Source organism: Nocardia sp. NPDC019395, from assembly GCF_040632335.1.
Taxonomy (GTDB): domain Bacteria; phylum Actinomycetota; class Actinomycetes; order Mycobacteriales; family Mycobacteriaceae; genus Nocardia.
The window spans coordinates 1-24,041 of sequence record NZ_JBEYBT010000005.1 but is presented as its reverse complement, the minus strand read 5'-3'; the positions used below and the strand labels follow the sequence as shown (position 1 = coordinate 24,041).

Annotated in this window: 23 protein-coding genes and 1 pseudogene; 15 read left to right on the top strand and 9 right to left on the bottom strand. The window is 67.7% G+C overall.

What is annotated here, in order from left to right:
- Positions 1-17: 17 nt before the first annotated feature.
- Together ABZ827_RS15665 and ABZ827_RS15660 are read left to right on the top strand one after the other, a co-directional pair.
- On the top strand, positions 18-875 hold the full coding sequence (locus ABZ827_RS15665) for a carbon-nitrogen hydrolase family protein (protein WP_357237463.1): 858 nt from the start codon (positions 18-20) through the stop codon (positions 873-875).
- Complete coding sequence (locus tag ABZ827_RS15660) at positions 875-1,510, top strand: phosphoribosyltransferase family protein (protein WP_357237462.1); 636 nt, start codon at positions 875-877, stop codon at positions 1,508-1,510. The genes ABZ827_RS15665 and ABZ827_RS15660 overlap by 1 nt, the downstream gene beginning before the upstream one ends.
- Positions 1,511-1,535: 25 nt before the next feature.
- On the opposite strand, the gene ABZ827_RS15655 is transcribed toward ABZ827_RS15660, so the two are convergent.
- Together ABZ827_RS15655 and ABZ827_RS15650 are read right to left on the bottom strand one after the other, a co-directional pair.
- A complete protein-coding gene (locus ABZ827_RS15655) occupies positions 1,536-2,663 on the bottom strand; it encodes an acyl-CoA dehydrogenase family protein (protein WP_357237461.1) in 1,128 nt (375 codons plus the stop codon).
- A 9-nt stretch (positions 2,664-2,672) separates the two neighbouring features.
- Entirely contained in the window at positions 2,673-3,845 is a 1,173-nt protein-coding gene (locus ABZ827_RS15650; RefSeq protein ID WP_357237460.1) for an acyl-CoA dehydrogenase family protein, read from the bottom strand.
- 230 nt (positions 3,846-4,075) lie between these two features.
- Between ABZ827_RS15650 and ABZ827_RS15645 the strand changes: the two genes are divergently transcribed.
- The 5 genes from ABZ827_RS15645 to ABZ827_RS15625 all read left to right on the top strand — a co-directional run bounded on the left by ABZ827_RS15645 (position 4,076) and on the right by ABZ827_RS15625 (position 8,132).
- Positions 4,076-4,849, top strand: coding sequence for a hypothetical protein (locus tag ABZ827_RS15645; RefSeq protein WP_357237459.1), 774 nt, complete (start codon positions 4,076-4,078; stop codon positions 4,847-4,849).
- Positions 4,850-4,984: 135 nt separating this feature from the next.
- On the top strand, positions 4,985-5,689 hold the full coding sequence (locus ABZ827_RS15640; RefSeq protein ID WP_357237458.1) for an alpha/beta fold hydrolase: 705 nt from the start codon (positions 4,985-4,987) through the stop codon (positions 5,687-5,689).
- A 64-nt stretch (positions 5,690-5,753) separates the two neighbouring features.
- Positions 5,754-6,131, top strand: a complete 378-nt coding sequence (locus ABZ827_RS15635; RefSeq protein ID WP_357237457.1) for a hypothetical protein — start codon at positions 5,754-5,756, stop codon at positions 6,129-6,131.
- Positions 6,124-7,389, top strand: coding sequence for a hypothetical protein (locus ABZ827_RS15630; RefSeq protein WP_357237456.1), 1,266 nt, complete (start codon positions 6,124-6,126; stop codon positions 7,387-7,389). Before ABZ827_RS15635 ends, ABZ827_RS15630 begins: the two co-directional genes overlap by 8 nt.
- The gene (locus tag ABZ827_RS15625) at positions 7,386-8,132 is read left to right on the top strand and encodes an ESX secretion-associated protein EspG (protein WP_357237455.1); all 747 of its coding nucleotides are present in this window, start codon (positions 7,386-7,388) and stop codon (positions 8,130-8,132) included. Before ABZ827_RS15630 ends, ABZ827_RS15625 begins: the two co-directional genes overlap by 4 nt.
- 37 nt (positions 8,133-8,169) lie before the next feature.
- Here the strand turns inward: ABZ827_RS15625 and ABZ827_RS15620 are convergent, their stop codons facing one another.
- Positions 8,170-8,943, bottom strand: a complete 774-nt coding sequence (locus tag ABZ827_RS15620; protein ID WP_357237454.1) for a hypothetical protein — start codon at positions 8,941-8,943, stop codon at positions 8,170-8,172.
- A 302-nt stretch (positions 8,944-9,245) separates the two neighbouring features.
- Here ABZ827_RS15620 and ABZ827_RS15615 point away from each other — a divergent pair, with 302 nt between their 5' ends.
- The 3 genes from ABZ827_RS15615 (at position 9,246) to ABZ827_RS15605 (ending at position 11,873) form a co-directional block, all read left to right on the top strand.
- Positions 9,246-9,542 carry a hypothetical protein gene (locus ABZ827_RS15615; RefSeq protein ID WP_357237453.1) on the top strand — a complete coding sequence of 99 codons (297 nt, stop codon included), beginning with the start codon at positions 9,246-9,248 and terminating at the stop codon, positions 9,540-9,542.
- Positions 9,543-10,176: 634 nt separating this feature from the next.
- On the top strand, positions 10,177-11,262 hold the full coding sequence (locus tag ABZ827_RS15610; RefSeq protein ID WP_357237452.1) for an S-(hydroxymethyl)mycothiol dehydrogenase: 1,086 nt from the start codon (positions 10,177-10,179) through the stop codon (positions 11,260-11,262).
- Positions 11,259-11,873, top strand: coding sequence for an MBL fold metallo-hydrolase (locus ABZ827_RS15605; protein WP_357237451.1), 615 nt, complete (start codon positions 11,259-11,261; stop codon positions 11,871-11,873). Before ABZ827_RS15610 ends, ABZ827_RS15605 begins: the two co-directional genes overlap by 4 nt.
- A 67-nt stretch (positions 11,874-11,940) precedes the next feature.
- Here the strand turns inward: ABZ827_RS15605 and ABZ827_RS15600 are convergent, their stop codons facing one another.
- From ABZ827_RS15600 to ABZ827_RS15575, 6 genes and pseudogenes are all read right to left on the bottom strand, one after another.
- Positions 11,941-12,417, bottom strand: coding sequence for a nitroreductase family deazaflavin-dependent oxidoreductase (locus ABZ827_RS15600; protein WP_357237450.1), 477 nt, complete (start codon positions 12,415-12,417; stop codon positions 11,941-11,943).
- Positions 12,418-12,445: 28 nt separating this feature from the next.
- Positions 12,446-13,024, bottom strand: a complete 579-nt coding sequence (locus ABZ827_RS15595) for a TetR family transcriptional regulator (RefSeq protein ID WP_357237449.1) — start codon at positions 13,022-13,024, stop codon at positions 12,446-12,448.
- Positions 13,025-13,042: 18 nt separating this feature from the next.
- Complete coding sequence (locus ABZ827_RS15590) at positions 13,043-14,509, bottom strand: FAD-dependent oxidoreductase (protein WP_357237448.1); 1,467 nt, start codon at positions 14,507-14,509, stop codon at positions 13,043-13,045.
- 158 nt (positions 14,510-14,667) lie between these two features.
- Positions 14,668-15,555 (bottom strand): annotated as a pseudogene (locus tag ABZ827_RS15585) (NAD(P)-dependent oxidoreductase); the annotation flags it as partial.
- Positions 15,555-16,304, bottom strand: a complete 750-nt coding sequence (locus tag ABZ827_RS15580) for an SDR family oxidoreductase (RefSeq protein ID WP_357237447.1) — start codon at positions 16,302-16,304, stop codon at positions 15,555-15,557. The gene ABZ827_RS15580 and the pseudogene ABZ827_RS15585, both read right to left, overlap by 1 nt.
- A gap of 95 nt (positions 16,305-16,399) precedes the next feature.
- On the bottom strand, positions 16,400-17,869 hold the full coding sequence (locus ABZ827_RS15575; RefSeq protein ID WP_357237446.1) for an aldehyde dehydrogenase: 1,470 nt from the start codon (positions 17,867-17,869) through the stop codon (positions 16,400-16,402).
- 311 nt (positions 17,870-18,180) lie between these two features.
- Here ABZ827_RS15575 and ABZ827_RS15570 point away from each other — a divergent pair, with 311 nt between their 5' ends.
- The 5 genes from ABZ827_RS15570 (at position 18,181) to ABZ827_RS15550 (ending at position 23,327) form a co-directional block, all read left to right on the top strand.
- Positions 18,181-19,386: a cytochrome P450 gene (locus tag ABZ827_RS15570; protein WP_357237445.1), complete on the top strand. Its 1,206-nt coding sequence runs from the start codon at positions 18,181-18,183 to the stop codon at positions 19,384-19,386.
- Positions 19,386-20,186, top strand: a complete 801-nt coding sequence (locus ABZ827_RS15565; RefSeq protein ID WP_357237444.1) for an SDR family oxidoreductase — start codon at positions 19,386-19,388, stop codon at positions 20,184-20,186. The genes ABZ827_RS15570 and ABZ827_RS15565 overlap by 1 nt, the downstream gene beginning before the upstream one ends.
- The gene (locus ABZ827_RS15560) at positions 20,187-21,410 is read left to right on the top strand and encodes a cytochrome P450 (protein ID WP_357237443.1); all 1,224 of its coding nucleotides are present in this window, start codon (positions 20,187-20,189) and stop codon (positions 21,408-21,410) included.
- Complete coding sequence (locus tag ABZ827_RS15555) at positions 21,407-21,892, top strand: glutathione peroxidase (RefSeq protein ID WP_357237442.1); 486 nt, start codon at positions 21,407-21,409, stop codon at positions 21,890-21,892. The genes ABZ827_RS15560 and ABZ827_RS15555 overlap by 4 nt, the downstream gene beginning before the upstream one ends.
- Before the next feature lie 262 nt (positions 21,893-22,154).
- Positions 22,155-23,327, top strand: coding sequence for an MCE family protein (locus tag ABZ827_RS15550; RefSeq protein WP_357237715.1), 1,173 nt, complete (start codon positions 22,155-22,157; stop codon positions 23,325-23,327).
- Positions 23,328-24,041 lie beyond the last annotated feature (714 nt).

The following is a 24,041-nucleotide window of genomic DNA, read 5'->3' as shown; positions in this document are numbered from 1 at the left end:
GGCCATACGGTGTGAGCATGGATGCCGACGCCGCCGATCAACCGCCTGCGGACACCACGGCGCTCGCCGTAGTGCAGTTCGCACCGCATACCGATATCGACGCGAACCTCGCGGCCCTCACCGAGCGGGTGCGTGCCGCGGCCCAGCAGGGTGCACGTGTCGTGGTCGCCCCGGAGTACTCGATGTTCGCCCTGGGCCGGTTGGACGAGCGGTTGCGCGCGGCCGCCCAGCCGCTCGACGGGCCGTATGTCACCGCACTCGCCCGGCTCGCCGCCGATACCGGGGTGTATCTGGTGGCCGGGGTCGTCGAAACCACCGAACCGGACGACGGCCGGATCTACAACACCCTGGTCGTACTGGGTCCCGACGGTGCGCTGTGCACCCAGTACCGGAAGGTGCACCTCTACGACGCCTTCGGGCAGCTCGAATCGGAGATCGTGCGCCCCGGCCCGCTCACCGGCCCACCCCTGTTCACCGCGAGCGGTCTGACGTTCGGTCTGCAGACCTGCTTCGACCTGCGCTTCCCGGAGGGTTTCCGGCGTCTGGCCGCCGCCGGCGCGCAGGTGCTGCTGCTGCCCGCGCAGTGGATACCGGGCCCGGGCAAGGTCGATCAATGGACCACCCTGCTGCGGGCCCGTGCCATCGAGAACACCGTCTATCTGGCCGCGGCCGATCAGTGCGGGCCGCGCGGTGCGGGTTCCTCGATGATCATCGACCCCGCGGGCCGGGTGCTGCATCAGCTCGCCGATGAGCCGGGGATCGCTGTGGCCGAGCTCGACCCGGAGGTACTGCACAAGGTGCGCCGGAACAATCCGAGCCTGGCGCTGCGCAGATACACCGTGGCGGCGCCGGAGGCGAGTAGCGTCAGGGGGTAATGCTCTACGCCGATCGCCTATCTGCCGGGCGTGCGCTGGGAAGCGAACTGACGCACCTGCGTGCGGCGGATCCACTGGTGCTGGGACTGCCGCGCGGTGGTGTGCCGGTGGCGGCGGCGGTGCGCGAGGTCATCGGCGGTGATCTCGATATCCTCCTGATCCGCAAATTGGGTGTGCCCTGGCAGCCCGAACTGGCGGCGGGGGCGATCGGGGAACACGGGGTCCGGGTGATCAATGCCGATGTCGTACGCCAGACCGGCCTCGATCCCGCGCGGCTGGATGCGATCGAAGCGGAGGAACGCGCCGAATTGGCGCGGCGCAGTGCGGTCTGGCGGGGTGGTATCGCGCCGATCCCGCTGCGGGACCGCACCGTGGTGATCGTCGACGACGGTATCGCCACGGGTGCTTCGGTCGTTGTGGCGTGCCGGGTGGCCCGCGCTCAGGAGCCTCGCCGCCTTGTGGTCGCGGTACCGGTCTCGGCCCCGGAGGCGCTACCGCGGATCCGCGCCGAAGCCGACGAAGTGGTGTGCCCGCTGGCGCCGGGAGCCCTGGCCGGGGTGGGTGGCGCCTATCGCGATTTCCATCAGCTCGCCGATACGGAGGTCACCGAGTTGCTCCGGCCGGACACCCGCTGAGTGGCGGGGCCCGGCCGGACGCGGACTACAGCTCCGGCTGCGCGTAATCACCGACCCGGGCGGTGAGAATCCGCAGATGCTCCAGACTGCTGCCGAGCGTGCGCTCGATGGCGGTCAGCCGGGCCGTGTAATGCCCCACCGGGTACTCGGAGGTGACGCCGATACCGCCGTGCATCTGGATCGACTCCTGCCCGATATGCCGTGCCGAGCGGCTGATCTGCAGCCGTGACCGGGAGGCGAGCACCGGATCGCCCGGGGCGTCGACCAGGGACGCCGTCAGGTAGTAGCTCATACTGCGGGCCAGTTCGAGCGAGACGTACATATTCGCGGCGCGCTGGGTCAGCGTCTGGAACTTCGACAGCGTCACCCCGAATTGCTTACGGGTCTTCAGATACTCGGTGGTCAGGCGCAGCGACTCTTCCATCGCCCCGATCGACTCGGCGCACAGACCCGCCTGGGCCGCGACGAGCACCGTGTTCACGGTGGCGGTGGCATCCTCGGCCGTGCCCAGCAGTTCGGCCGGCGCACCGGCGAACTCCACCTGCGCGCCGCGCAGGCTGTCGACCGTCGCGTACGGGGTCCGGGTCACGCCGGTGGCATCCGCCGCGACCAGGAACAATCCGAGACCGCCGCCGGGCAGTGTCGCGCTGACCACGAGTTCGTCGGCGCAGTCACCGTGCGGTACCGGATTCTTGACACCGCTGAGCACGTAACCGTCGCCCTGCGTGGTGGCAGCGGTCTCGATGGTGTGATCGGGCCAGCGCGTACCGGGTTCACCGTGCGCGAAGGCGAGCAGTTTCGACCCGGCGGCGACCTCGGGCAGGATCCGCTGCCGCTGATCGGCGGTTCCGGCGGCGCTGATCAGGCCACCCGGTACCAGCACCGCGTCCAGCAGCGGCTCCGGCGCGAGCCGTCGCCCGATCTCCTCGAGTACCAGCATGGTTTCCACCGGGCCCGCGTCCATCCCGCCGTCCTTCTCGGGGAAGCTCAGTCCGAGGACGCCCAGTTCGGCGAGCTGACCCCAGACCTCGCGGCTCCAGCCCAGGTCGGTACCGGTGACGGCGATCCGGGCTTCCGGGTTGTAGTGACGGTTGAGCAGGTCACGCACCGTATCGCGGAGCATGACCTGTTCGTCGGTGAGATCGAAATCCATGGCCTGACCTCACAATCCGAGGATCGAGGAGGCGATGATGGTGCGCTGCACCTCGCTGGAACCTCCGTAGATGGTTGTTTTGCGGTAGTTGAGATAGCTGGGGCCGGTACGTTGCGCCCACTCCGGCGCCGCGATATCCCCGGCGCCGACCGGCAGAGCGTCCGGCCCGGCGATATCGAGCAGGAGTTCGGTCGCGGCCTGCTGCAGTTCCGAACCGCGCATCTTCAATACCGACGAGACCGGATTCGGCTTACCCTCGGCCGAGTTCGATACGACGCGCAGCTGGGTGAGCTCCAGAGCGAGCAGTTCGTTCTCCAGTTCGGCGATCCGTGCCGCGAACAGCGGATCCTCGAGCAGGGTTCCCGAACCGGACTTGGTGGCTGCCGCGTATTCCTTGGCCACGCCGATCTTCACCTTGGTCCGGCCGACACCGGTGATACCGGTGCGTTCGTTGCCGAGCAGGAACTTGGCATAGGTCCAGCCCATATTCTCCTCGCCGACCAGCTGGTCGGCGGGAACCCGCACGTTCTCGAAGAAGACCTCGTTGACCTCGTAGCCGCCGTCGATCAGTTTGATCGGGCGGATGGTCACGCCGGGCGATTTCACATCGAAGAGCAGGAAGGAGATCCCGGCCTGCTTCTTCGGTGCGTTCGGGTCGGTGCGGACCAGGCAGAAGATCCAGTCGGCCCACTGGGCCAGGGTGGTCCAGATCTTCTGGCCGTTGACGATGTAGGAGTCGCCGTCGCGGACGGCGGTGGTGCGCAGTGAGGCCAGATCCGAGCCCGCATCGGGTTCGGAGAAGCCCTGGCACCACCACATGTCCAGGTTGGCGGTGGCCGGCAGGAACCGCTTCTTGAGTTCCTCGGAGCCGAACTGCGCGATGACCGGGCCGACCATGGTGGCGTTGAAGGTCAGCGGGTCCGGCACGCTGGCCAGCTGCATCTCGTCCTGCCACAGGTGCCGCTGCATGGGGGTCCAGTCCTTGCCACCCCATTCCACCGGCCAGTTCGGCACGGCCAGACCGTGCTCGTTGAGGATTCGGTGGGTTGTCACGATGTCCTCGCGGGACAGCTCGTGACCGTACTTCACGCGTTCACGGATCTCGGCGGGGATCGCCGTGGTGTAGACCTTCCGCAGCTCGTCGCGGAAGGCGACCTCGTCGGGAGACAGAGTTAGTTTCATACACATCTCCAATTATGTCTCGATTGTCCCGCATCGAATTTACACCCCACACCAATCGTGCCGCGTCGAGTGCATCACATACACCTGCCGCGGGCCGCCGATCGGCCGAGCCGAGAGAAGAGTGTGACCAGGCGGTGTCCCCCCGCGGCTGGTACCTTGCAGCGGTGGGCGGGGGATAGCCGGCGGGTCCGGCACGCCATCGCCGCGAGCGGAATATAGGGAGTTCAGCAGTGCACAACAGAATCGTCGCGCGTACCGCGGCCACGGCAGCCGCCCTGGGGATCAGTGCCGCGCTCACATTCACCACACCCGCGGCAGCGCAACCCGCACCCACGCCCGGCGAAGCCGCGATGATCGCCCTCACCGAGCAGACCGCCGGCGATCCGGCCGCCCGCCCCGGGGTGGACGCCCTGCGGAACTACCACGACATCGTGGCCGCCAGTGAGATCAGCGATATCTCCCGCTACGCGCCCTTCGTGTACGCCGCCCCCACCTTCGGTTGCGGTGACAACGGGGTCATCACCACCACCTTCGCGGCCGGTACCGCCAACGGCCCCAGCTCGAACCTGCACGGCACTCCCGGCACGCTGACCTTCCACGCCACTCCCCGGCACTCCGGAATCGCGCAGGCCTCGGGTCTGGTGGTCGCCTGGATCAATATCAACAACGGCCGTGCCGGGCTGGATACGCTCAGCGATATCACCGAGTTCGGCACTCCGTCGCTGTCGCAGACCGTGAACAGCGGACCGGGCACGGTCCTCGCCTCGATGTGGGGCACCGTCACCTACCCGGGCGCGCTCTGCGTGATGACGCCCACGGTCGGACTGTTCTCCGTACCGGACGAGCCGGCCGCCGCGCCCGCCCCGGTGCCGGATGCGGCTGTCCCGCCGCCGGCTCCGCAACCTGTCCCGGCGGCGCCCGGCCAACCGGCGCCCGCTCCCGCGCCTGCGCCCGGACCCCAGCCCGCCGCCCCCGCGTCCCAGCCGGCCCCTGCGGGGGCGTAGGCCCTGGTCCGGAGGTTGTTTCCGGCGGTCGAGGCGGGCGGGGCCGCGAACGCCCGCAACCGGTGAATTCTGGGTGCCGCGTTCCGGGGCCTCGCGACTTGTGCTCGACCCGTGCTTCTTTGCCAGAATTCGATCATGGGGTTCTTCGACGGCTCGCGCGGCCGGCTGCACTATCGGGATCGCCCGGTCGACGGCGCCCGCTCCGCTCTGGCGTTGTTACCCGGGTCGGGACAGCACAGTGGGCACTATCACGAATTCGCACGCCGGTTGAACACCGCTGGGGTCGCGGTGTGGACATTGGATACCGCGGGCCAGGGGCTGAGTGAGGGAGATCCCGACCGGCCCGGCCATTTGCCGGAGCTGGTGGAGGACGCCGTGCGTTTCGTCGCGCTGGTGCGGGTCCGGACACCCGATCTGCCGCTGACACTCATGGGACATTCGCTGGGTGCCGTCACGGCCCTGGCCGCCCTCGGCGCCGCCACGCCCGTTCCCGGCGTAGGAGGCGACGATAAGGCACCCATCGACGATCCGGTGGGCCCAGCGCTGGACGCGGCGGTACTGGCCGGCCTGGTGCTGTGCGGTACGCCGTCGCGGGCACTCGGCGGCGTACCGGATGAGATCGCGCCCCTGCCGCCGGTGCTGGCGGTGCACGGGGTCGATGACCGGCGGGCGCCGATAGAAGCAGTCCGCGAATGGGCACACCGGCGCAAATCGGTGGCACTGCGCGAATACCCGGATGCGGGCCACGATCTGCTGCACGAGCGCGTGCGTGGCCGGGTCGCGGCGGATATCGTGCAGTGGACGCAGGAGAACGTCGCGGGGCCGGTACGGCGAATATGAGACTCGCCGTACCGAGTGAAACGAAACACGCTGGGCGACAGCGGAACAGGAAGGGGGTCCGGCGATGCAGCCGAATACGATTGCCGCTCTGGGCTCGGCCGTCGAGGACGGGCAGCTGTGGATCGATGGGGTGCTGGTCGCGGAGGGTGCGCCCGAACGGTGCGCGCTGCGCTATGAGCAGCTCGCCGATCAGGTGGACGCGCAGATCGAAACCCTGACCGGGGCGCTCACCCTGCCGGGTTTCGGCGGCTTCGCCTCCGGCGCGGCGCTGCGCGGCGGGTTCGAGGGCAAGGCCGGTGACGCCATCGCGGCCCTGCGTGATTACGCGGGCGCGGCACGGCAGCTCGCGCATACCTTCCGGATCGCCGCGGCGGCGTATCAGCAGGCCGATACCGAGGTCGCGGCCGCGCTCGGAACCGCCTCGGGGGTGTCCGGTGCGTGATCTGCCCCGAACCGGGATACGCGGCGCCCACAACCGCGTGGATCCCGACTATGCGCCGACCGTCGAAGTATTCGACAACCTCACCCACGAGCAGATCCATGCCGGCGTATCGCTGCTGAACCCCTCGGTGCTGCAAACCGGTGGCCAGCTCTGGCAGGGTGCCGCGAGCGGTCTGAACGACGCTGTCACGCAGGCGCATACGGAGATCCGCGGTGCCATCGCCGACGGCTGGCGGGGCACGGCCGCGGGTCTGGCCGCGGCCGCGGTCCGGGATTTCGAGATCGCCGGCCGCCAGCTGGCCGATGTTCTGGCCGCGGTCGCCGGACGGCTCGGACAGGCCGGTGATGCCGCGGAAACGCTGCGTGCCGGTATCGCCGAACCGTCCGGTACCGAACCGGATCTCGGCGCCGCGCTACTGGACCCTCATGCGGCCACCGGCAATATCGCGGCCCAGCGGGCGGTGGACGACGAACGTGCCGACGCGGTGCGGGTGATGGAGAGCGTCTACACGGGTGCCTTCATTCCGACCGGTTCGCAGATTCCCGCTTTTCCCGACCTGCCCGATCCGCAGTCCGGCCATCCGGGCGCCTCGGACTCTCCCACCACCCCCGGCGTCACCGTACCGGGGTCGGATAAGCCTGTGGAACAGACTGTTTCGTTCCCCGCACCGAACCCTGTGGCCTCTCCGGAGGGGCAGCAGAGTCCGGCCGGTGTGGCCGAGGATGATCCGTCCCGGTCCGGCGGCCCGGTACCCGGCGGTGTGCCCGGCCCCTCCGCGCCCGGCGTGCCCGTCCCGGCGGACCAGCCCCAGGCGACCACCACGGCCGGAACGGAACTACCGGGCCCCGCGCCCACCGCACCCGCGGCGGTTCCGTCCGGTGGCGGCACCCCCGTGGCACCCGCTGCCGCACCGGGCGTGCCGGTATTCTCCGCCCCGGTCCGGCCGGCCGCGTCCACCACCGACGACGACCGCAAACGTGAGGAGCAGCAGCGCGGTTCGAGCGGTGAGGCGATCACCGGAATGGGCGCGGGCGCTATCGGCGGCATGATGGGTGGTGCGATGGCGGCCGATACGGTCCGCTCCGGCCCACCGGTTGCGCCGGCGCGCGTCGATCGGACCGACGACGACGGCGACGAATTGCACTTCGCCGACGAGGACCTGACGTTCCTGGAGCCGGCGGATGCGGGCGGGCAGTTGATCGGTGCCCTGGATCCGACCACGCCGCCGGTCCTGGGTGAGTGGACCGAAGCGGAGTGAACTGGATCCTCACCCCGGACCAGTTCGCCCTGGCCTGGGAGCGGACGGTCGGCGACCGCATCCCATATCCGCTGGCAGTGCGGTTGTCGGCCCGAGATTCCGCCGAGCGCACCGCTCAGTTGCCCGCGCTGCGGCATTGGTGCGACACCACGCTCGACGCCGATCTGGAAGCCGCGTTACGGGTATTGGCCGGGCCGGAGGTGAGTGTGGCCGTATTCGGGCAGGACGGTACGGGCGAGCCGACCACTCGGGTGCTGGGTGCTTCGGCCGGGCATATCGGGGTCGTGGCCACTCAGCGGCCGGGCGGTGAACCCGATCGCGGCGGTGAAATACGCATCGCGGCAGGCGCGGCCACCTCGTTGCCTGTGCGAGTGATCTCAGCGCTGCCGGGCGCCCCGGCCGGTAGCGGTGAACGGTTGCGCGCGCCGCGTGCCGAGGTTCTCCGCGACGGCCGCGACCGGGTGACCGTGCCGGTCTCCGGGCCGGCGGCGCCGGCCCGTATCCGTGTGCGTCTGAAACAGCCGCGCGACAGTATCGGTCAGCTCGTGGTCTCGGTGCACCGGCCCACGAGAACCGATCCGTTCGGCGTGCTGTGCTGGATCGATATCGCCGGGGACGGTCGCTACGCGATCCACACCGGCACAATTGTCGATATCGCGGCTGTCGACGCCGAGCGATTCACCAATTCGCTGCGGCCCATGGTGACCGGAGCGCAGCGTGCGGTGGCCTACGCCGAACTCTGAGCATCCGGTGGTTCGACGCCGGGCGTGCGGTGGCCCTTCAGCCGCCGTACCCCGGGGGCACCGTCGGAACGATCGTGGAGGTCGGGACGGTGGTGGCACCGGGGGGAGTGGTTTCCGGCGCGGTGGTTTCGGTAGTCGTCCACGGGAACCCGTAGGGCGCGGGCTGTTCGGATTCCGTTGTCGGTGACCCCGGGGGCATGGTTGTGCGCGCCGGTTCGGTGCCCGGATCGAATTGCTCTCGCCGGGGCGCTGTGGGCTCGGCTGCTGGTCCGGGCGCGACCGGCAGCTCGGGAGTGGTGCGGGATACCGGGGGTGTGGCGGAATCGGGTGGCCCCGCTTCGGCGCCGATGCCCGGGACGGGTATCGGGGATTCGCTGTGTGCCGGTTCGATTTCCGGTGCGGGTAGCGAGGTGGTGGCCGAATCCGGATCCGATGTGGGAGCGGAGCTGGGAGTTGCCGAGAGGGTGGGCCGGCGGGTGGTCTCGTCGGTCTCCGACGATTCGCCGGGGCCGGTCGACGAGGGCGCCGACGAGGTGACCGAGATCTGGTACTCCGGTGGGAGGGTGCGCGGCGGCGGCGCTTCCGGGGCCATCCGCCAGGAGGGGGACGGCGGAATCACGACCTGGGCCACGCTGGTGGCGGTCGGGTCCGCATAGCGCGCCTGCTCGACGGCCTGCGGGCCCGAGTGGATCGGTGGCGGCGGTACGTAGGTGTCATCTTGACCGATTCCGCACGCGCCGATGAACACCAGCCCGAGGGATACCGCGCCCGCGGCGGCCAGGGGACCGGCGACCTTCGTTTTGCTATCCATCGGTGACGCTCCTGTGATATGTCAGTGGCCTCACCTTAATCGAGGGTGTCTACCGGAACCAGTCCCCGCCCTGCCGATTCCGCTGGTTACCGGTGTGTAAGCCACGCTCAGGGGCAGGATTCAGGTATCGAATTGATATCGTCCGCGTGTCGCGGGCTTGTGTTGCGTAACAATCGTCGGGTTGTGGCCGTAGCTTATGTTGCTGAAGTGACACATGGGGCCGCCGGAGTTCCGCGGTGCCGATGTACCCGAAGTGGTAGGCGCGACGTGATTTCCGGATCGGCGCCATCGAGGAGTAGATGATGGGAGACCAGACCACCGCCACCGAACTGCCCGGGGCAGACAAGGTGCCCGATATGCGGGAGGCGGATGTGGAGCCGGCGGATTCCGGTTCGTCCGGGACCGGCTCGACGGTGAGCAGAGTATGTGGCTGGTTGATTTTCGCCAGTGGGCTGGGAGCGGCGGTTTTCGGTATCGCGACACTGCAGGTCGTGATCAGTGTGATCGGTCTCATCCTGGCCTGTACCGCCGGGTTGACGTTGCTCAAATTGCGGGCCGACGGTCCGGGGCCGGAGCCCGAGGTCGGTATCGCCGGCTGATCGGGGCGGTCCTCGCTCGTCTGTGCGGGTCGACAGGCCGCCGGTCGCCGAACTCCTCGACCGGGTGTTTCACCTGTCGTGAACATGCCGGCGGTATTGCGTGCGCACTCAGTGGGACAGGTGTCCGATCAAATTTCCGGACAGTTGATCGTTTTTTCTTCCGCGGTTTTCCGCCGCAGCCGAGCGGCTCCGTGCGGTAATCGGATGTTTGCCCGGCTCCACCATGCTCGGCGACCCGAGCGCCGTTCGGGGGGCAGGAGGAAGTACAAGATGATCGAAGCCGGGTACGCGGCGCTGAATCCGGCGAGTCTCCTCACGTCGCCGGCTGCCGATGCGACCTATCTTTTGCGGGCGTGGGGAGTTATCTGACTATTTGCCGACGGGACGGCCGGCTGTCCGGCGGGCGACCCGCAGCCTGCTCGTCCGGGGCCTTTTCCGGACGCGAAGCCCCCTGACGCGTGCTCCGCGGGCACCGGGGGCGTGAGCGGCGGCCCGCTCGGGCGGATAACGTATGCGGCAACGTGCATCAAGGCATATGCGAGTCGGGCCCGCAGGCGGCAGCGCAGCGTAACCACGCAGGGCACTCGCATATGCGCTATGGACGACAGAGCATGGCCGCCCGAGAGGAGACACAGTGCCCCAGCAGGTTCGAGGTGTTATCGCCCGCAGTTCCGGCGCCCCGGTCGAACTGGTACCGATCGTGATACCCGACCCCGGGCCGCGCGATGTGGTGGTGCGGATCCAGGCCTGCGGGGTATGCCATACCGATCTGACCTACCGCGAAGGCGGGATCAACGACGAGTTCCCGTTCCTGCTCGGCCACGAGGCCGCCGGTGTGGTGGAAACCGTGGGGCCGGCGGTCACTCATGTCGAGCCCGGCGATTTCGTGGTCCTGAACTGGCGTGCGGTCTGCGGCCGGTGCCGGGCCTGTAAACGCGGTCGCCCCTGGTACTGCTTCGACACCTTCAACGCGAGCGTGCCCATGACGCTCGAGGACGGTACCGAGCTCACACCCGCACTCGGAATCGGCGCATTCGCCGATAAGACCCTCGTGCACGAGGGGCAGTGCACCAAAGTCGATCCGGAAACCGATCCGGCGGTCGCCGGGTTGCTCGGCTGCGGCGTCATGGCCGGGCTCGGTGCGGCCGTGAACACCGGGAACGTCGGCCGTGGCGATTCGGTCGCCGTATTCGGGTGTGGCGGTGTGGGTGACGCCGCGATCGCCGGCGCCCGGCTGGCGGGGGCGGGCACCGTCATCGCCGTGGACACCGACGCCCGGAAGCTGGACTGGGCCCGCGACCTCGGCGCGACGCATACCGTCGATGCCTCCGCCACCGACGCGGTCGCCGCGATCCAAGAGCTCACCGACGGTTTCGGTGCCGATGTGGTGATCGACGCGGTCGGCCGCCCGGAGACCTGGAAGCAGGCCTTCTACGCCCGCGATCTGGCCGGCACCGTGGTGCTGGTCGGCGTGCCCACCCCCGATATGAAACTCGAGATGCCGCTGATCGATTTCTTCAGCCGCGGCGGTGCCCTGAAATCGTCCTGGTACGGCGACTGCCTGCCCGAACGTGATTTCCCGATGCTGATCGACCTGCACCGGCAGGGCCGGCTGCCGCTGGATAAGTTCGTGACCGAACGGATCGGCCTGGACGCGGTCGAGCAGGCGTTCCACACCATGCACGGCGGCGGGGTGCTGCGCTCGGTGGTGGTCCTGTGAGCGTGCGGGTGGAGCGGGTCGTCACCGAGGGCCAGTTCTGCCTCGACGGTGGTTGCTGGGATGTGGCGAACAATATCTGGCTGGTCGGTGACGACAGCGAGGTTCTGGTCATCGATGCGGCCCACGATGCGCAGCCGATACTCGAGGCGGTGGCCGGACGCCGGGTGACGGCGATCGTCTGCACCCATGCCCACAACGATCACGTGACGGTCGCACCGACCCTGTCAGCGGCTACCGGCGCCCCGATCCACCTGCATCCGGAGGACGATGTGCTCTGGCAGCAGACCCATCCGGGGGTCGAGTACCGCGCGCTGTCCGACGGCGAGGTTTTCGAGATCGGCGGCGCGCGGCTGACGGTGCTGCACACACCTGGCCATTCACCCGGATCGTGCTGCCTCCACCTGCCGGCCGCGGGCGTGGTTTTCAGCGGCGATACGTTGTTCGAGGGTGGTCCGGGGGCGACGGGACGGTCCTACTCCGACTACCCGACCATCCTTTCCTCGATCAACGGCCGGCTCTTCGCGTTGCCGGACGACACTGTCGTGCACACCGGGCACGGCCCGGACACCACGCTCGGCGCCGAGCGCGCCAACGTGCCGGCTGCCCGGTAACCGAACGAGGATCGCGGTGGCACCCGGGGAGTAGGTGTCACCGCGGTATCCGGGGAGGGTTTCGCCGTCAGGCGGTACGGGGCTCCAGGACGAAGATCGGAATCCGGCGCTCGGTCCACGATTGGTAGTTGTCGAAATCCGCGTACAGGTCGAGCAGTTTCGGCCACAGCCGGTCGCGTTCGGCGTCGTCGGCGAGGCGGGCTCGCACGGGGATCCGGTCCTTGCCGATCTGAACCGTGGTGTCCGGTGCGGCGACCAGGTTGTAGTACCACTGCGGGTTCTTCGGGAGACCGCCCTGGGAGGCGACGATGACGATGTCGGTGTCGTCGCGGAGAAACAACAGTGGGATCGTGAACTGCTTACCCGATTTGCGGCCGGTGTGTTCCAGCAGCAGTGTCGGAACCGGTTTGCGCAAGCCTGCCCCGACGCGCCAAGTCCCGCCGATCCGGCCACCCGTGCGTTTGTACGCCCAGGTGTTGACCTTGGACATGTACTTGATGACGGTGGGTACCAGGGACGAGTCGAGTTGTTTGGGTCGGTCCATAGAAGCTTCCGCAACTTTCTTCCGCTGCTCAGCGCAGTATCAACAGCGCCGATTTTTCGATGAGGTCCGCGATATCGGCGTAGGAGGCGTAGCCCATGCCTGCCCGTACCAGCGCGCCCGCGTAGACCAGTTCGAGGGAGACGACCACGTCCGGGTCGGGCTCGGGGCCGAGAGCACGTTCGATCCGGGTGCGGATCTCCAGTCCGATCCGGGCCCGGAGATGGGCGACATCGGGGTCACGGCCCAGCAGGGCGCTGGTGACGGCCCCGGCGACCTCCTGCTCGTCGGCGACGAGCAGGGCGATGGTGCGTAATTCGGCCACGACCCGATTCGTGGGGTCGGGGTCCTCGATTGCCGGCGCCGGCGAGGCCACCAGCCGGCGCCAGAAGATCTCGGCGACCAGATGTTCCTTCGACGAGAAATAGGTGTACGCGGTGGCGGTACCGACACCGGCCGCGGCGGCGACCATCCGGATGGTCATCCCCGCGAACCCCTCGCGTGCCAGCACCTCCACCGCTGCCTTCGTCAGTTTGTCGACCGTATCGGCCTGTTTCGCGGACAGGCGTCGACGGGTCGCTTCCACGACGGCAGGTTCACCTTCGGACATGTGTCTGAATGTACCGTTTCAGTTCTTCGCGGCGGCAATCCCGGCCCGGCGGCCGTAGAAACTGCCGTCGCCCAGCGATGTTCCGCTGGCGTATCCGCCCGCGCAGACACCGGAGGTGCAGCGGCCCGCGGCGAACAGGCCGGGGATCGGTTCGCCGCTGACGTGCAGTACCCGCGAATCCAGGTCCGTGCGCAGGCCACCCAGCGTGAATCCCGCGGTGAACCCGCGCATATCGAATGCCGCGAACGGGCCTTCGAGCGGTTTGGTCCACTCCGGCTTCTTCCCGAGCAGCGGGTCCTGGCCGTTCGCCGCGTGCTTGTTGTACAGCTCGACGGTGGTCTGCAGCGCGAGTTCGGGCAGGCCGATATCGGATTCGAGTTCGGCGATGCTCTCCGCGGCCCAGGTCGGCGGCTGCCGGAAGAACGGGGTGGAGGTCTCGGTGGTCAGTGATTCCTCGTATGCGGCCTCGCCGATGACCAGATACGCCTGGTTCTCCTGGTGGAACAGCGTCATCTGGCCGATCCGGCCGGGATAGGTGTCCTCCGGGACGTACCGCTGCCCGCGACCGTTGACGAGGATGCCGCGCGCCATCATCTGCGGATCACCGAAGAAGGCGACCTCGGTGGCATCCATATGCGCCAGGTCGGCGCCGAGTGCCTGGGCCACCCGGATCGCGATACCGTCGTGCTCCTCGATGGCGGCGCCGGGACGGCCGATGAGTCGCGGCGCGAACCCCTCGATCATCTGATCGTGATAGGCGAAACTGCCGGTGGCCAGCACGACTCCGCGTTCGGCGCGGATGTTCAGTTCTTTGCCGTACTGTTTGGCGACCACCCCGACCACCCGGTCGCCGTCGACGATCAGGCGCTGGATCCGGGTGTCGTATTCGGCTGCGACCCCGAGCTTTTCGGCAGTTTCGGCGAGCGGTTTCATCAGCATGTAGCCGCCGCCCTTGGATCCGGTCCGCTTGTTCGACATCTGCGGGACGTGTCCCCGGGGCGCGGGGTCGGCGACGGTGTTGAACGGTGCGGCGTTCTCGCCACCGGAATACATCAGCCCCTCGTCGTGCGGGGGTTCCCAGCCGGGCTCGCCCCAGAATTCCTCTTTGAAGGGAACCCCGTTGGCCACCAGCCATTCATAGTGTTCGACGCTGCCGCGGCAGTAGTCACCGATCTTGTCCCGGTCCACGCCCGGACCCAGCGCGGCGATCATGAATTTCTCCATGTTCTCGGGGCTGTCCTCGAAGCCCAGCGCGCGCTGCAGCGGCGTTCCACCGCCGAGATAGATGAACCCGCCGGCCAGCGCCGCTGCCCCGCCCCAGCCGCTGGTGCGTTCCAGGATCAGCACCCGCGACCCGGCCCGCGCGGCCTCGATCGAGGCGCAGACCCCGGCGATCCCGTAACCGGCGACCAGCACATCGGTGGTGCGGTCCCATTCGGTGACCTCGGCGGCGGGCAGTGGGCGGAGAGGGGTGGCGTCGGCCATTATTCGGATTCCTTACTGTCGTTCTGCGCCGCGGCGCCCTGCGGTCCGGCGGCGGCCGCATCGTTCTGCTCGGAAGCAGCGGCGACACCGCGCTCGGCGATGGTGTCATGCCGGGCCGCCGCGGCGCCGTCGCCGTCCCGCTGAGCGGAGACGATGCGCTGTCGCGTCGCGGAGATATCGCCTCGGCCCACTCCCAGGCCTTCGCCGAACCGGGCCAGCGCGATTTCGGCCAAGGGCAGGTCGGCGCCGAGCCGGCCGCCGAGTTCCAGCGCCAGGGACAGATCCTTCTCGCCGAGTTCGCGGACGTGGGTGAGTATCGGCAACCAGAAATCGCCCTCTTCGATGGGCGCGGTGGTATCGCGGAGCATGATCGAGCCGGCTCCGCCGGTCACCGCGTCGGAATGGCGGACGACCTTGCCGAGGGCGGTGATATCGAGCCCGGTGGCCTCGGCCAGCCGCTGTGCCTCGGTGGCGGCGGTGAACGAGATGAAATGCAGCAGGTTACGGGCCAGCTTCATCCGGGTACCCGCCCCGACTTCTCCGGCGTGTACGACCAGATCGGCGAAGCAGCCGAACGGTTCGCGCACCTCGGCCACGGCGTTCTCGCTGCCGCCGACCATCACCGCCAGCCGTCCGCTGTTCGCTCCCGCGGCACCGCCGCTGATCGGGGCGTCGACCAGATCCACCCCGCGCTCGGCGCACAGCTGGGCGAATTCCACGGCCGATTCATCGCCGATAGTGGAATGCACGGCCACCACGGTGCCCGGTGCAGCGGTGCTCAGTACGCCGTTCTCACCGGTCAGCACGGTGCGGACCTGCCGGTCGTTGACCACCGCGATACAGATGACGCGGCATTTCGCCGCGAGTTCGGCGGGGCTGCCGGCCGCCTCGGCGCCCGCGCCGGTGAACGGTTCCAGCGCCTCGGGCCGGGTATCGCAGACGGTCAGGCCGCCGGACCAGTCCAGCAGCTTCTTCGCCATCGGCGCGCCCATATCGCCCAGGCCGATGAATCCGACCCGGGTGCCGCTGCCCCCGTCCGCGCTCATCAGCGGATCACCTGACCGCCGTCGACGCAGAAGATCTGCCCGGTGACCCATTTGGCGTCGTCGGAGAGCAGATACAGCAGGGCGCCGGCCATATCCTCGGGTGTGCCCATCCGCTTGAGCGGCAGGCGGTTCACCATATCCTTGACCATGCTCTCGGGCGTGGTGGTCTTGGTCGCCTCGGTATCGGTGGGACCGGGCGCGATGGCGTTGATCCGGATATTCGATCCGCCGAGTTCGGTGGCCAGCTGCTGGGTCAGGCCGTTGATCCCGACCTTGGCCAGTCCGTAGAAACCGGAGTACACCCAGGCCGCCGTCGACGACTGGTTGACGATCGAACCACCCCCGTTGGCGGCCATGTTCTCCCAGACGGCGCGGGTCATCACCAGCGCGCCGTCCAGGTTCACCGACATGAACTTCTTGTAGTAGTCCCAGGGCACCGTGAGCAGCAGATCGAGTTTCATACCGCCGTAGATGGCGGCGTTGTTGACCAGATGGTCGATCTTGCCGTACTTCTCGACGGTGAAATCGGCCAATGCCTTGGCCGACTCCGGGTCGGAGACATCGACTGTATGGAACGACGCGGTGCCGCCGTCGGCGTTGATCTTCTCGGCGACGGCCGTCCCGCCTTCGACGTTCAGATCGGCGACGACGACGGACGCGCCCTCGGCGGCCAGCGCCTGCGCGTAGACCTCGCCGATACCGCGTGCGGCTCCGGTGACGATGGCGGACCTGCCGGTGAAACGAGCCATGGGATCGAGCTCCTCGCTGCTATGTGGAAAGCCTGGTCGTAAAGGGTTTTCGGGTCAACTGGGGATCGCGCCTACTGCGCGGCACACATTCGCGCCTACTGCGCGGTGGCGACGAGCTTGGTCTCGAGGTATTCCTCGAAGCCGGCGACGCCCATCTCGCGGCCGATACCGGACTGTTTGTACCCGCCGAACGGGGCGTCGGCGCTGTACCACATACCGCCGTTGACACCGAGCGTTCCGGTGCGCACCCCATCGGTAACCCGGCGGATCCGCTCGGGGTCCTTACCCCAGACCGCGCCGGACAGGCCGTACGGCGAATCGTTGGCGATCCGGACGGCATCGTCGTCGCCGTCGTAGGGGAGTACCACCAGCACCGGACCGAAGATTTCCTCCTGGGCGGCTTTGGCGCTGTTGTCCAGGTCGGCGATAACCGTGGGTTCGACGAAGAAACCGCGGTCGTGTTCGGCCGGGCGGCCACCACCGGCCACGATCCGGCCGCCGTCGGCCCGGGCGCTATCGATGTAGTCGAGCACCCGGGTGCGCTGGCGGTCGGAGATCACCGGGCCGCAGACGGTGCCCGGGTCGGTGGGATCGCCGGGCCGGATACCGCGCATGGTGTTCGCGGCGGCCTCGAGTGCTTCCTCGTACCGGGCACGGGGGACCAGCAGCCGGGTAGCCAGTGCGCAACCCTGTCCCGCGTGCACGCAGAGCGAGAAACCGGCATAGCTCACGGCGGTGCCGAGGTCGGCGTCGTCGAGAACGATGAACGCCGACTTCCCGCCGAGCTCGAGGAAGGTTTTCTTCAGGTTCGCGGCGGCCGACGCCATTACCGCGCGGCCGGTATTCGTGGAACCGGTGAAACTGATCAGGTCGACCCGCGGATCGCCGGAGAGCTGGGCGCCCAGGCCGTGGTCGGACGAGGTGACGATATTGAGCACACCGGGCGGAATATCGGTTTCCTCGGTGATGATCGAGCCGAGTGCCGCCGCGCACCAGGGGGTGTCGGGGGCGGGCTTGAGGACGACTGTGTTCCCGGCGGCCAGCGCCGGACCCAGTTTGGCGAAGTTGATCTGGTGCGGGAAGTTCCACGGGGTGATCGCGCCGACCACGCCGATCGCCTCGCGGCGCAGGACCCGATGGGTGCTGATCCCCATGGGCGCGGCAACGCCCAGCTCGGTTTCCCACTCGTAGTTCGCGGCCAGTTTCGTGGCGAAACTCAGATCCTCGATCGGACCTTCGAGCTGCGGACCGCTGGTGAACATACGAGGTGCGCCGACCTCGGCGATGGTGATCTCCCGCAGTTCCTCGGCGTGCGCCTTCAGGCCTGCCTGCAACTGTTCCAGGCAGCGCACTCGGAATGCGTGATCGCGTGACCAGCCGGTCTCGTCGAAGGCGGTCCGCGCGGCGGCGATCGCGGCGTTCATATCGGCGGCGTCCGCGTCGGCCGCCGTCCCGATGACCTCCTCGGTCGCCGGGTTCACATTGTCGAACACGCCGTTGCCGCCGGCGAGGAGGCTCCCGCCGATCAGCAGTCGGGAACTGTCGCCGGGCAGAAGACTGTTCATTGAAGACCCCAATACTGTCTGGACAGGTGTATGGAATATAGTCCGGAATCTTCGGGGAGTGCAAGAACGGGTTCTATCGAATCGTGCTCAGCGCTGATCGTGCCCGATATCGGCGCGGGATGTGAGCGAAGGCCGGGCCGCGGCCGGGTGCCTATCGGATTCGCGCAGTTGGGCGGCGAATTCCCGTACGATCATTGTCGCGACGCCGCGCCGCTGGTACCGTCCAGACACATGTCCAGCTATGTGTCTCCCCCCGGCGGTGCATCCGTCCCGCCCGGCGAGAACTCGTTATCGAAGCAGAGGTGGATCCGATGACGGCAGCATCGTTGGAGCCGGTGACGTTCGATCCGTACGACTACGTCTTCCACGAGGACCCGTACCCGACGTACGCCCGGCTGCGCGCGGAGGCGCCGCTGTACTACAACGCGGAGCTCGACTTCTACGCCCTGTCCCGGCATGCCGACGTGACGAACGGTTTCCGCCAGGCCACGCAACTGTCCAACGCCAACGGCGTATCACTCGATCCGGCCGCCTGGGGTCCCGACGCGCATCGCACCATGTCCTTCCTGGCCATGGACGATCCGCGGCATATGCGCATGCGGCGACTGGTGTTCAAGGGTTTCACCCCGAAACGGGTCGCGGATATGGAAGCCCGTATCCACGAGCTGACCCTCGAATACCTGGTACCGGCCCTCGAACGCGGTGAGTTCGACTGGATCGAGGAAGTCGCCGGCAAGCTGCCGATGGATGTCATCTCCGAGATGATGGGTGTACCGGCCGCCGACCGCGCCGAGATCCGCCGGATGGCCGATATGGTCATGCACCGCGAGGACGGTGTCACCGATGTCCCGGATTCGGCGATCGAGGCCTCGCTGAACCTCGTGGTCTATTACTCGAACATGGTCACCGAGCGCCGGGCCCAGCGCACCGACGATCTGACCTCGGCCCTGCTCGACGCCGAAATCGACGGTGACGTCCTCACCGACGACGAGATCATCGGATTCATGTTCCTCATGGTCGTCGCCGGTAACGAGACCACCACCAAACTCCTCGGCAACGCGCTGTATTGGGCCGGTCGCAATCCGGAGCAGTACGCCAAGGTCGCCGGCGATCAGGACCGGGTCTCGGACTGGGTCGAGGAGACCCTGCGCTACGACACCTCCAGCCAGATGGTCGCCCGGACCGCCACCGAGGATCTGGAATATCACGGCAAGGTGATCCCGGCCGGGTCCAAAGTGCTGCTGCTGATCGGTTCGGCGAACCGCGACGCCGACGTTTTCGACGACGGCGACGCCTACGACCTGGACCGTGCCGAAAAGGGCAATCTGGCCAGCTTCGGCGCGGGTGTGCACTTCTGCCTCGGTGCCCATCTGGCCCGGCTGGAGGCCACGGTCGCTCTGCGTGAATTCTCCTCGCGCGTCAAGTCCTATCGGGTGCTCGAGGACGGTATCGAGCGCGTGCACTCGAGCAATGTACGGGGCTTCGCCAAGCTCCCGATCTCCGTGGAGGTGCGGTAATGCCCCGGTTCGAACCCAACCCCGAGCAGCGGCCCACGATCGTGGCCGGCGCGTCGTCCGGTATCGGCGCGGCCACCGCGGTGGAACTGGCCGCCCAGGGGCATCCGGTCGCGCTCGGTGCGCGCCGGGTGGAGGTGCTGGAGGATCTGGCCGGCAAGATCCGCGCCGACGGTGGTACCGCGTTCGCGCACCGGCTCGATGTCACCGATCAGTCGTCGGTGGACGAATTCGTGGCCGCGGCCGAGGCTGCCATCGGACCGGCCGAGATCCTGGTCTCCGGCGCCGGCGATATCGAGTTCGGCCTCATTCAGGATATGGATCCCGCGGATTTCGCACATCAAGTGCAGATCCATCTGATCGGTGCGCATCGGATGGCGCATGCGGTGCTGCCCGGGATGCTGGAGCGCCGCCGCGGCGATGTCGTACTGATCAGCTCCGATTGCGCGCCCGCGCCGCGGCCGTGGAACGGCGCCTACAGCGCGGCCAAAGCCGGAGTCGAAGCGATGGTCGGGCAGCTGCGGATGGAGCTCGAGGGCACCGGTATCCGGGCCTCGCTCGTCCGGCCCGGCCCGACGGTGACCGGGATGGGGATGAACGCCGCGCCCGAGGTCGTGGGACCGCTGCTCGAATCGTGGCAGTCATGGGGTTTCGCGCGGCATCCGTACATGCTGCGCGCCGCCGATCTGGCCCGCGCGGTCTCGGCTGTGGTCGGTACCCCGCGCGGGGCACATCTGGTGCTCGTCGAGGTACAGCCGGAAGCCCCGCTGCGGCCGCTCCCGGAAGAGGGAAAGGATTCCTAGATGACAACCGCACTGCCCCCGGGTTTCGATTTCACCGACCCCGCCCTGTGGGCCGACCGCAGCCCGGTCGAGGAATTCGCGCTGCTGCGCCGGACGGCCCCGGTCTGGTGGAACGCCCAGACCGACGAGGCGTCGGGCGGTTTCAACGACGGCGGGTATTGGGTCGTCAGCACCCTGGAGGATGTCAAGGAGCTTTCCCGCAACCCGGAGTTGTACTCGTCGCAGCAGAAGGGTTCCATCGTCCGCCTGCCGGGGGACATCACGCCCGACCAGATGGCGCTGACCGAGGCGCTGCTGGTGAATATGGATCCGCCGAAGCATTCGAAGGTGCGCAGGATCGTCTCCAAGGGGTTCACTCCCCGTGCCGTGGAGGGGTTGCGTGATGCGCTCACCGAGCGGGCGCACAAGATCGTGCACGAGGCGAAGAAGGCCGGTGGCGGTGATTTCGTCACCCAGGTCGCGTGCGAACTGCCCCTGCAGGCGATCGCCGAACTGCTGGGGGTCCCGCAGGACGATCGGCGCAAGGTCTTCGACTGGTCGAACCAGATGCTCAACTACGACGACCCCGAATACGGCGACCCGACCGTGGCGTCGGCGGAGATCCTGGGCTACGCCTGGAATATGGCCGAGGAGCGGCGCTCGTGTCCGGCCGACGATATCGTCACGCAGCTGATCAACGCCGATGTCGACGGGGACGGGCTGGCCTCGGACGAATTCGGCTTCTTCGTCATCCTGCTCGCCGTCGCCGGTAACGAGACCACCCGCAATGCCATCACCCACGGGATGAAGGCATTCGTGGACAACCCCGAACAGTGGCGGCTCTATCAGGAGCAGCGCCCGCGGACCGCGCCGGACGAGATCGTGCGCTGGGCCACTCCGGTGACCGCGTTCCAGCGCACCGCCACGGAGGACCATGTCCTGGGCGGGCAGGAGATCAAGAAGGGGCAGCGCCTCGGATTGTTCTACAGCTCCGCCAATTTCGACGAGGCCGGCTTCGAGAACCCGTTCACCTTCGATATCCTGCGCGACCCCAATCCGCACGTCGGGTTCGGCGGTACCGGTACCCACTACTGTGTGGGCGCCAATCTGGCCCGCCTCGAAATCGACCTGATGTTCAACGCGATCGCCGACGCCATGCCCGACCTGAAATCTGTATCGGATCCGGTACGGTTGCGATCGGGGTGGATCAACGGAATCAAGAGTTGGCAGGTGCGCTACGAATGAACGTCCGAGATATTCCGGTGAACACACTGTCCGGTTCGGCCGCCACGCTGGGTGAGCTGGTGGGCGACCGGGTGGTGCTGCTGGTCAATGTCGCGTCGAAATGCGGGCTCACACCGCAGTACACCGGTTTGGTCGAATTGCAGAAGACCTACGGTGACCGCGGTTTCAGTGTGGTCGGATTCCCGTGCAACCAGTTCATGGGTCAGGAACCGGGCAGCGCCGAGGAGATCGAACAGTTCTGTTCGACCACCTACGGGGTGGATTTCCCGCTGCTCGAAAAGGCCGATGTGAACGGCGAGAACCGGCATCCGCTGTATCGGGAGGTTATCGATACCCCTGACGCCGAGGGCGCTGCCGGCGATGTGCAGTGGAACTTCGAGAAGTTCCTGATCGGCCGTGACGGAACAGTGGCGGGCCGCTTCCGCCCCACGACCGCACCGGATGCGGACACGCTGGTCGCGGCGATCGAGAATGCGCTGTAACCGATGCCGTAACGGCTTATGATCGAGGCCCGCTCGCCCCAGTGGTGAGCGGGCCTTTTTCACTTTCTACCTGCGAAAATGTCGTACCGCGAAGTAATCCGGGCGCATTCGGCGAAAACCGTACCGCCCCGGTCGAATCACCCATAACATGAACAGCTGTCTGGACATTATTCCGGTTAAGTTCGGCACGCCGGGGTGCCGAACGTCGCAAGGCAGGTGAGTGGTGGTACCCATACGCACCCAGTCCGATGGCCATACGACACTGCGCAAGATCTGGTCGGCCGTACAGTACAAACTGGCGGCGCTTGCCATGGTCACGGTGCTGGTACTCGTCGTAGTGGTCTCGCTGACGAGTTTCCTCGGGGGCTTCACCCCGGAAAAACACGTCGCTGTGGTGGTCCCGCGCAGTGGTCTGGTGATGGACCCCGATGCCAAGGTGAAATTCCGGGGCGCGGAAGTAGGCCGGGTCGGTTCGGTCGAACCCGAGAACGGGCAGGTGCGGATCGAACTCGATATGAACCCGAACCTGATGGGGCTCGTCCCGGGCAACGCGCTCGTGGATATCCGTTCCACCACCGTCTTCGGGGCCAAATACGTGAACTTCGTCGCGCCGCCCGAGCCCTGGGGTCGTCTGGAACCCGGTCAGGTGCTGCGCGGGGAATCGGTGACGGTCGAATTCAACACTCTGTTCGAACGGCTCACCGAAGTACTGAATATGGTCGAACCGGCCAAACTCAACGCCACCCTCACCGCACTGGGGACGGCCCTGCAAGGCCGCGGCGCGCAACTCGGTGATCTGCTGGTGAACGCGGACAAACTGCTGCGCGAGATCAACCCGACCATGCCCGCGCTGCGCCACGACTTCCAGTCCGCCGCGGCGGTCACCAACCTCTACGCGGACACGGCGCCCGATCTGCTGCGCACGGTGGACAACGCCACCGCCCTGAGCGGCACGCTCACCGATAACGAACAGAATTTCGACAACCTGCTGCTCGAAACGATCGGATTGGCCGATACCACCGGGTCGGTCCTGGCGGAGAACGAGCAGAACCTGGGCACCGCGCTGGATCTGCTCCGGCCCACCAGCGAACTCCTCAACAACTACAAACCGGCTCTGACCTGCGTTATCCGTGGGATCGCCAAGGCGATGCCGCTGGCCGAGGACCTGTTCGGCGGTCGCAACCCGGGCGCGTCCTTCAACGCGAGTTTCATGTACGGCGCCGAGGCGTACCAATACCCCAACGACCTGCCCAAGGTGAACGCGACGGGCGGGCCCCGCTGCGACGGAGTGGTGGACCGGGTGCCGGACAGCCACGCCGACTATGTGGTGACGGACACCTCGGAGGTGAACCCGTTCATCCCATCGACCCGGATCTACCAGAACCACCCGACGGTCTTCGAGGTGCTGTTCGGGGGTATGCCGGGTATGCGCTGATCAGGCCGGTTCGGCGGGGCTGCGACCCGCCGGGCGCTACCGGGCCGGGGTCAGGGACGGCGTTCGTCCTGCTGCGCGGGGTGCGGCCGGACGCACATCACGCCGCCGCACGGCTTCTCGGTGAGCCCCGCGGGGTTCGGGTGGACGGTGGGGCGGCGGTGCGCCGGGGCGCGTAGTTCATCGCATCGGCGTCCACGCGGGCCACGGGCGGTACGGTGCCGCCTCACCGGGCTACTCCGCGGCGCTGACCGGCGCGAACAGGATTGTGTGTGGGCCGGGACCGGGCGGGCGACGTCGGCTCGCAGGAGCCGTTGCGGACCACCGGGACTGTTTGTGTCTCGAAGGGCAGATCTGTCGGTGGCCGGTAGTGCATAGGTCATAGTGTCGCTCATCGTGGGTGGGGGCGGTGCGGCCGGGCTTGCCGGGGAGGCCGAGAACGAGGTGCGTGGGGGACGGACTCGGCCGTGGAGGTCAGGAGGTCGGGCTACGTGGGGAGGGGAGGTGGGGGTGGGGTGATGGGTGGTGTGTTCGGGCCCTGGGTGGGTTGTGAAGGTGAGGAGCGGGCCTGCTCGTGAAGGTGAGGAGCGGGCCTGCTCGTGAAGGTGAGGAGCGGGCCTGCTCGTGAAGGTTCTGTGTTTTTGGCGCCGCCTGCGGCGTCGCGGGTTCGGGGCCCCCTTGGTCTCGTTCTTCACTCCCGGCGCTCAGTCGCTGCGC